This window comes from Mycobacterium sp. ACS4331, assembly GCF_001667265.1.
GTDB lineage: Bacteria > Actinomycetota > Actinomycetes > Mycobacteriales > Mycobacteriaceae > Mycobacterium.
This window is the reverse complement of record NZ_LZHW01000063.1, coordinates 1-8,423: the sequence shown is the minus strand read 5'-3', so window position 1 is coordinate 8,423 and position 8,423 is coordinate 1. Positions and strand designations below refer to the sequence as shown.

5 protein-coding genes are annotated in these 8,423 nt (G+C 68.8%); 2 read left to right on the top strand and 3 right to left on the bottom strand.

Annotated elements, in window-relative coordinates; translation table 11 throughout:
- Window positions 1-32: 32 nt before the first annotated feature.
- The gene (locus tag A5727_RS14945) at window positions 33-1,022 is read left to right on the top strand and encodes a PLL family lectin (protein WP_068250643.1); all 990 of its coding nucleotides are present in this window, start codon (window positions 33-35) and stop codon (window positions 1,020-1,022) included.
- A 3-nt stretch (window positions 1,023-1,025) separates the two neighbouring features.
- Here A5727_RS14945 and A5727_RS14940 read toward each other — a convergent pair whose 3' ends face one another.
- Window positions 1,026-2,300, bottom strand: coding sequence for a pyridoxal phosphate-dependent aminotransferase (locus A5727_RS14940; protein ID WP_157521395.1), 1,275 nt, complete (start codon window positions 2,298-2,300; stop codon window positions 1,026-1,028).
- A 200-nt stretch (window positions 2,301-2,500) separates the two neighbouring features.
- Here A5727_RS14940 and A5727_RS14935 point away from each other — a divergent pair, with 200 nt between their 5' ends.
- A complete protein-coding gene (locus tag A5727_RS14935) occupies window positions 2,501-2,911 on the top strand; it encodes a hypothetical protein (RefSeq protein ID WP_068250649.1) in 411 nt (136 codons plus the stop codon).
- 61 nt (window positions 2,912-2,972) lie between these two features.
- Here the strand turns inward: A5727_RS14935 and A5727_RS14930 are convergent, their stop codons facing one another.
- Window positions 2,973-6,020 (bottom strand): (Fe-S)-binding protein, encoded by a 3,048-nt coding sequence (locus A5727_RS14930; RefSeq protein ID WP_068250646.1) that lies wholly within the window; start codon window positions 6,018-6,020, stop codon window positions 2,973-2,975.
- Between the two features lie 212 nt (window positions 6,021-6,232).
- On the bottom strand, window positions 6,233-8,423 hold a 2,191-nt coding region (iniR, locus tag A5727_RS14925; protein WP_068250641.1), incomplete at its 5' end, for an isoniazid response ATPase/transcriptional regulator IniR.

Genomic DNA, 8,423 nt, shown 5'->3' with positions numbered 1-8,423 from the left:
TCCCCGGGTCCCACCCCGGCCAGAGTCCCCCCGTGTCCGCCCCCCCCCCCCCCGACGGACATCTCCGTGAGATCTGGTGGGACTTCGAGGGCTGGCACACCACCGACCTCTCGGCCCCGACCGGCGCGGCCGAGGCCGACCCGGAGTCGTTGGGGGCCTATGTCTCCGAGGCCGCCAACACCCAGCACGTGGTCTACGTCGGCACGGCGGACCGTCACGTCCACCAACTGTGGTGGAACGCCGAGGGGTGGCACTCAGAGGACCTCAGCGCCATCTCCGGTGCGCCACCGGCGACGTCGACGGTCATCGGCTACAGCGTGGACTCCCAGTTCGGGGAGCACGTGATCTACCTGCGCAGGCCGGACCGCCACGTCCAGGAGATCTGGTGGGACGGCAGCACCTGGCACTCCCAGGACCTGTCGGCGGCCACCGGGGCACCGGCGGCCCTCGACGGTGCGCTGGTCGGCTACGTCGACGAGGCGCAGGCGACCCAGCACGTCATCTACGCCGGTGTCGGCAGCCATCTGTACGAGCTGTGGTGCGACGAGGCGGGCTGGCATATGACCGACCTGACGGTCGTCGTCGAAGCGCCGGGGCCCATCGCGCGGACCGTCGCCGGTTACATGTTCGCCGCGCAGGGCACCCAGCATGTCTTCTATGTGGGCGTCGACAACAGGATCTACGAACTGTGGAGTGATCCGAGCGGCTGGCACGCGTCAGACCTCACGACGATGACCGGTGCTCCCGCGCCCGCGGGGACCGCGATGGCCGCGTATGCCTTCGAGGCGCAGGGCACCCAGCACGTCATCTATGCCGGCACCGACGGTCAGCTCTACGAGTTGTGGTGGGAGAGCGGCAGATGGAACGTCGGCGGTCTGACCGCCGCTGTGCAGGCGCCCAGATCGGCCGAGGACCGGCCACTGGCCTACGCGTTCGAAGGGCAGGGGACACAACATGTCATCTATCGGACCGCCGATGACTCTCACCTGCACGAACTGTGGTCCGGCAACCCGCGGGGGTGATCCCTACTGCCGGTAGCTGACCAGGAAGTTGCCGATCCGTTCGATGGCGGTGGACAGGTCGCGAGCCCACGGCAGCGTCACGATCCGGAGGTGGTCCGGGGCGGGCCAGTTGAAGCCGGTGCCCTGGGTGACCAGGATCTTCTCCTGCAGCAGCAGGTCGAGCACAAGCTGCTCATCGTCGTGGATGTCGTAGACCTCGGGGTCCAGGCGCGGGAAGGCGTAGAGCGCGCCGGTGGGCTTCACACACGACACCCCGGGGATCTCGTTGAGCTTGGTCCAGGCCATGTCGCGCTGCTCGAGCAGTCGACCACCGGGCAGCACCAGATCATCGATGCTCTGATGACCGCCGAGCGCCACCTGAATGGCATGCTGCGCAGGAACATTGGGGCACAGGCGCATGTTGGCCAGGAGGCTGATGCCTTCGATGAAGCTGCTCGCATGCTCCTTGGGTCCGGTGATCACCAGCCAGCCCGAGCGGTAGCCGGCCACCCGGTAGGCCTTCGACAGACCGTTGAAGGTCAGCGTCAGCAGGTCGGGCGCCAGGGTGGCCAGGCTGATGTGCTTGGCGTCGTCGTAGAGGATCTTGTCGTAGATCTCGTCGGCGAGCAGGAGCAGTTGGTGCCTACGCGCGAGATCCACCATCTGCGTGAGGATTTCGCGGCTGTAGACCGCGCCGGTCGGGTTGTTCGGGTTGATCACGACGAGCGCCTTGGTGCGGTCGGTGATCTTCGACTCCAGGTCGGCGATGTCGGGTTGCCACCCCTGGGTCTCGTCGCACAGGTAGTGCACCGGGGTGCCACCGGCCAGGGCCGTCGACGCCGTCCACAGCGGGTAGTCCGGCGCGGGGATGAGCACCTGGTCGCCGTTGTCGAGCAGGGCCTGCAGCGTCAGCGTGATCAACTCGGAGACGCCGTTGCCCAGATACACGTCGTCGATGTCGAACCGGGGGAAGCCCTCGACCAGTTCGTAGCGGGTGAACACCGCGCGACGGGCGCTGACGATGCCCTTGGAGTCCGAGTAACCCTGTGCGTAGGGCAGGGCTGCGATGATGTCGCGCATGATGACGTCGGGCGCTTCGAACCCGAACGGGGCGGGGTTGCCGATGTTCAGCTTGAGGATTCGGTGACCCTCGTTCTCCAGGCGTGCGGCGTGGTCATGGATGGGTCCGCGGATCTCGTACAGGACGTCCTGCAGCTTGGTGGACTGCGTGAAGATGCGCTGCCGCGAGTCCTGGCCAGCCGAGGGCCACGGCAACTGCTCGGTGCTCATGAAGGCCATTCTCCCATGGCTGTCGAAGCGTTTTTCTCCGTTGCGCCAGTGTCACGGCCGAGCGGCGGGCAGATTGCGATTCACCTCACATTGGGTGACAACTGAGACACGACTGGGAGTCTGCTGTGCGCGCAGCGGAATTCAGGCCGTCACGCCTGTTAATTTTCGCGCAACTCTCACAGCCAGGAGGCACACACACCATGCGCGCGATGATCACCCGGACGATGCTCACGGCGGCCGCTACGACAGCGCTGGCCGCGGTGCTGGCGGCCCCGGCGCTGGCCGAGGAACCGTCGGCCGGATTCAACGGCACCTATACCGGTGGCGACAACGAGAACATCTGGGTGGTGCAGACCCAGTGCCAGACCGAGGGGTGCATGGGAACGGTGTCCAGCAACCAGGGCTGGCGCGTGCCCGCGAAGATGGTGCACGGCCGGTGGCACTTCATCGTGACCAAGCCGGACGGTGTCATCTGCAGCGACGGCAGCTACGCGCCCGCCTATATCGAACTCGACGTCGACCCCGCCACGTTGAACGGGACCCTGCAGCTGGATGACAACTACAGCTGCCCCGGTGGAACGGTCACCACGACGCCGTTCAAGCTGACCAAGGTCGGCTGAGCCGTCTGAAACGCAATTCGGCCGGTCCCAGGATGGGACCGGCCGAACTGTGTTGTGCTGCTTAGCGCTTGCCGGGCCTGCGGGCACCCTTGGCGATGCCGAGGCCCTTCACCGGAGCCTCGTCGCCGACGACGCGATCGTCATCGGCACCGCTGGTGGCCGCCGGTGCGGCGGGAGTCGCCTCGGCGGCTGGGGCCGGGGTCGCGGCCTCAGACTCCGGCTCGGCGGCGGGTGCGGGCTCAGCCTTGGGGGCAGCGGCGGGTGCGGCCGCGGCGGGGGCCTTCTTGGCGCCCGGCCGACGTGCGCCCGCGGCGATGCCCAGACCCACGACGGGCGGTTCGGGTGCGGCTGGGGCGGCCGGCTCCGCCGGTGCGGCGGGCTCGGCGGCCGCCGGTGCGGCAGCCTCCGGCGCCGGTGCCGCAGGGGCCGCGGCGCTGGCCTTCTTGGCACCTGGGCGCTTGGCTCCCGCGGCCATCCCGAGACCCTTCACCGGAGCCGCCGGAGCGGCAGGGGCTGCGGTCTCAGCGGCAGCGGGTGCTGCCGTCTCGGCTGCCGGTGCGACGGCCTTCTTGGCGCCGGGGCGCTTGGCGCCGCCCGCGATGCCGAGGCCCTTGACCGGCGCGGCCGGTGCTGCGGCTTCTGCTGCGGGTGCGGCAGCCTCCGCCGCGGGTGCGGCCGGGGTTGTGGCGCTGGCCTTCTTGGCGCCGGGGCGCTTGGCGGCGCCGGCCATGCCGAGGCCCTTGACCGGGGCCGCGGCCTTGGCGGGCACGGCGGCGGCCGGTGCGGCTGCGGCGGCGGGTGCTGCGGCCGAGGGCTCCGGCTCCGGCTCGGGCTCAGGTGCGGGCGCGGCGGCAGCCTTGGCTTCGGCGCGCTCGGCGGCCGCTGCGGCGGCCGTGCCCTTCTCGGGCAGCGTCACCGAGGACAGATCCAGCGACGCCAGCAGCAGCTGGGCCACGTCGAGCACCTCGATCTTCTCGATGTCACGGGCGGCCGCGACCTCGTCGACGCCGTCGGTCATCATCACGCGGCAGAACGGGCAGCCGGTCGCGATGGTCGAGGCGCCGGTGTCGATGGCCTCCTCGGTGCGCTCGGTGTTGACGCGCTTGCCGATGTGCTCTTCCATCCACATCCGGGCACCACCGGCGCCACAGCAGAAGCCCCGGTCAGCGTGCCGCGGCATCTCGGTCAGCTGGGCACCCGAATCGCCGATGAGGTCACGCGGCGCGTCGTAGACCTTGTTGTGCCGGCCGAGGTAGCACGGGTCGTGGTAGGTGACGTCCTGGCTCAGGGAGTTGACCGGCACCAGCTTCTTGTCGCGGACCAGGCGGTTCAGCAGCTGAGTGTGGTGCAGGACGGTGTAGTTGGCACCGGTCTGGCTGTACTCGCGGCCCAGGGTGTTGAAGCAGTGCGGGCAGGTGACCACGATCTTGCGGTCGACGGTCTCGACACCCTCGAAGAGGTCGTTGATCGTCTCGATGTTCTGCGCGGCCAACTGCTGGAACAGGAACTCGTTGCCCGAGCGGCGGGCCGAGTCACCGGTGCAGGTCTCGCCGTCGCCGAGCACCAGGAAGTTCACGCCGGCCACCGACAGCAGTTCGGCGACGGCCTTGGTGGTCTTCTTGGCGCGGTCCTCGTAGGCGCCGGCGCAGCCGACCCAGAACAGGTACTCGAAGCCGTCGAACGAGTCGACGTCCTTGCCGTACACCGGAACGTCGAACTCGACCTCGTCGATCCAGTTGAGGCGGTCCTTGGCGTTCTGGCCCCAGGGGTTGCCCTTGTTCTCGAGGTTCTTGAACAACACGCCGAGTTCGGACGGGAACTCCGACTCCATGAGCACCTGGTAGCGGCGCATGTCGACGATGTGGTCGATGTGCTCGATGTCGACGGGGCACTGCTCGACGCACGCGCCACACGTGGTGCACGACCACAGCACATCGGGATCGATCACACCGCCCTGCTCGAGGGTGCCGACCAGCGGACGGGTGGCCTGCTCGGGGCCGGATCCCATGATGCGCTCGAAGCCGGACTCGGGAACGTGGTCATGCGCGTGCTTCTCGTCGCGCTTCTCGCCGAGCACCTCTTCGCCCAGACCGCCCTCGGGCGTGTTCTCCAGCGGCGACTCCTTGTCGCCGAGGATGTAGGGCGCCTTGGCGAACAGATGGTCGCGCAGGTTCATGATCACGAGCTTGGGCGACAGCGGCTTGCCGGTGTTCCAGGCGGGGCACTGGGACTGGCAGCGACCGCACTCCGTGCAGGTCGCCATGTCGAGGTAGCCCTTCCAGGTGAAGTCCTCGATCTTGCCCTTGCCCAGGACGGCGTCCTCGGCGGGATCCTCGAAGTCGATCAGTTCACCCTTGGACTCCATGGGCAGCAGCGGGCCCAGGCCGTTCGGCAGTCGCTTGAAGGTGACGTTGACGGGCGCCAGACCGATGTGCAGGTGCTTGGAGTGCAGCACGATCAGCAGGAAGACCAGCATGACGCCGATGTGACCCATCAGGGCGACGGTCTCGATCCACATGTTCGCGGTGTGACCGAGCGGGGCCAGCAGCCAGGCCATGGCATCGGAGAAGAAGGCGCCGTTCTGGTAGGGGAACTTCTCGCCGAGCGTGTTGACCGCGGCGCCGCGGAACAGGGCGTAGGTCGCGATGACCAGGAAGATCATGAAGAGGATCTCCCACGCGCCGCCGGTGTGCGAGCCGTAGAAGCGGGACTCGCGACCGATCTTCTTGGGCTCGCGGACGATGCGGATGATCGCGAAGACGATGATGCCGAGCAGCACCGCGACGGCGAAGAAGTCCTGCAGGAAGCCCAGCACCGGCCAGCGCCCCACCAGCGGGATGTGGAACTCCGGCACGAAGAGAACGCCGTAGGCCTCGAGGTACACCGTGGCGAGGACGAAGAAGCCCCACATGGTGAAGAAGTGAGCAAGCCCGGGGATCGACCACTTCAGCAGCTTGGTCTGGGCGAAGACCTCTTTGAACTGGTTCAGGAAGCGTTCGGACAGGTTGTCCTTGCGGCCGCTCTCGTCGCTGATCGGCTGCCCGGAGCGAATCAGTTTGGTCAGCCACATCACGCGTTTAGCGGCGAATACCAAGACAACGGCCGTCATCAACAAACCGATGATCAACCTGCTCACTTCGAGCGTGTGCTGCACCGTGCGCCTCCCGCGGGACGAAGCTACTCGCCGGTAACTTAGAGTGTGTTACTCACCGGTAACTTAAGCTATTTGCCTGCTCATAGTTACACCTGGCGTGTCACGCCCGCTACCAAGGCTCACCTAACTCGCGGGAAGGGGCGTTGCCAGTGGAGCTGCAGGCGGGTTCAGGCGGGGCTCAGCATCGCCCGCAACATCGACAACATCTCCGAGCGCGACTCCGCGCCCAACCGTCGGCGAATCCGCGCGACATGATGCTCCACGGTCTTCGCGGAGATGAACAACTGCGCGCCGATGTCGCGGTAGGGCATCCCGAGCAGGAGCAGCTCGGCGACTTCACGCTCACGTTCCGACAGCGCACCACTCGACGGCGTCGCGGGGGTGGGACGTTCGGCGCCGAGCGCCGCGCTGGGCACGGAATCGTCGGCCACATCCAGGCCTGCCGACATCTTCAGGTCCCGGGCGACCTGCAGCATGGTGCTCGACACCCGAGGGTCCGAGGCCTGCAGGGCAGCCTGTCCGGCCAGCCGTGTGGCGTCCCAGGTGAGCCCGAACTGCGCCAGCGCGCGGGCAGCGACCGTCACCTCATCGACCGTGACCTGATTGGCCAGCACCCGCAGCCAGGCGCGGCCCGCCGTGGCCAGGGCGCGGGCGAAGGCACTGCCGGGTGCGGCGGCCGTCAACGCCTGCCCGTGTGGCGCCATCGCCTCCGGTGAGTTCGCCAGGATGGCGGCGTGCACGCCGGCCCAGCGAAGGGGCAGCGACCACGTCGGCGGATCCCCCAACCGGTGCAGCAGTCCGAACGCCCGCTCCAGCGGGTGAGCCAGGCGATCCTGCTGGCGCATCCGGGCCGCCGCCACCCAGAGCTCACCCAGGGGGAGCAGGCTGAACAGGTCGATCGAATGCTCGGTGAGCACCTCCATCGCGGCAAACCAGTGTTGGTGCAGTGCCCCGGAGTCACCGCTGCGCCGTGCGATCCCGGTCTGCAGCGACGTCAGCCACAGGGCATCCCGGCGATGCAGACCGGCCTCCGCGATCTGGGCGGCGTCGGCGGCCGCGGAGGCCAGGTGGCCGTCCTGCATCTTCACCCAGGCCTGTAGGAGGCGGTGCCGGTGATCGAAGAGCGGGTCGGGATGGGCCACCGCGTCTCGGACCACGCGTCCCAAGACGCTGCGGGCCCGGACCGGATCACCGGAGTGCAGCGCGGTGAGCGCGACGAGCGCGGCGGGGCTGTCGACCGTCGCCTCGGTCGCCGGCGGCCCGCCGAGGGACTGACCGAGCGTGGCCATGGCCTCGGAGTAGGGGTGGTCGACGGTGAGCAGCAGGCCTTCGGCCAGGCGGCGCGCCGCACGCACGCCGGAGGTGGGCGGACCGCTGAACGGTGATCGCAGAGACTCCCGCGCGGCCGGTGCGTCGCCCGTGGCGAGAAAGGTCAGTGCCGCCGTGGCGCTGACCCGGTCATCCGTGCCCAGCCAGGCGAACAGCTCGGCAGCCTGCTCGAGGTTGCCGTCGTGCGCGGCGACTGCGGCTGACACGCGCACGGCATTCGCGCGGACCTGCGGATCCGGGGAACTCAACAACGCGTCAGCGGTCACCGCGGCCTCGGTGCACCGGCCGGCCCTGGCCAGTGCGTCGGCGAGCGGAGCGGCCAATGACTCGGCACCCGCCGCGACAGCGGCCCGGTGGATCCGCACAGCCTGGTCCACGCCGGTGGTGTTGTGCCGTGCGGCTGACTCCAGCGCGGCTGCCAGGCCCGGATCGCGCACCCCGTGCTCGGCGAGCTGCAGCGACAGCTCGAGCGGCAGCGTCGACAGTTCCAGTTGCGTTGTGAGCAGCGAGGTCTCGATCTCATGGTGGCGAGCGGCGCCGAGCACCTCGGCCACCGCTGTGTGCACCACCACGCGGAATGCCGTGCCGAGGGCCGCGTCCAGAAGTCCGGTCGCATAGGCGCGGTCGACCAGGTCGCGGCTCTGCGCGACGTCGATTCGCAGTGCGGCCGCGATGTCCGCGGGCCCCAGCCCCGAGCTCAGCGATGTGATGAGCATGGCGTCGAGCAGTGGTTCGTCGCACCGGCGCAGGCGGTCGACCAGGGCATGCCGCGCAGCCCGCGTCGCGGCCGCTGCCGAGTCGGCGGGGTGGACGGCACTGACCAGGAACGGCAGGCCCGCGGTCGCCGCCATGATCGCCGCGAGCCCGTCGGTGTCGTGAGTGTCGTGGCGGCGCCCGACCTCGACACGTGACAGTGGACCCAGAGTCACGCGAGGTCGCTCGCGTTCGACGACCGTGATCAGATCCCGCAGCGCCGCACGCTGCTCGCGAGGCTGGCACGCGACGATGACGGTGGCGTTGGGGTCCGAG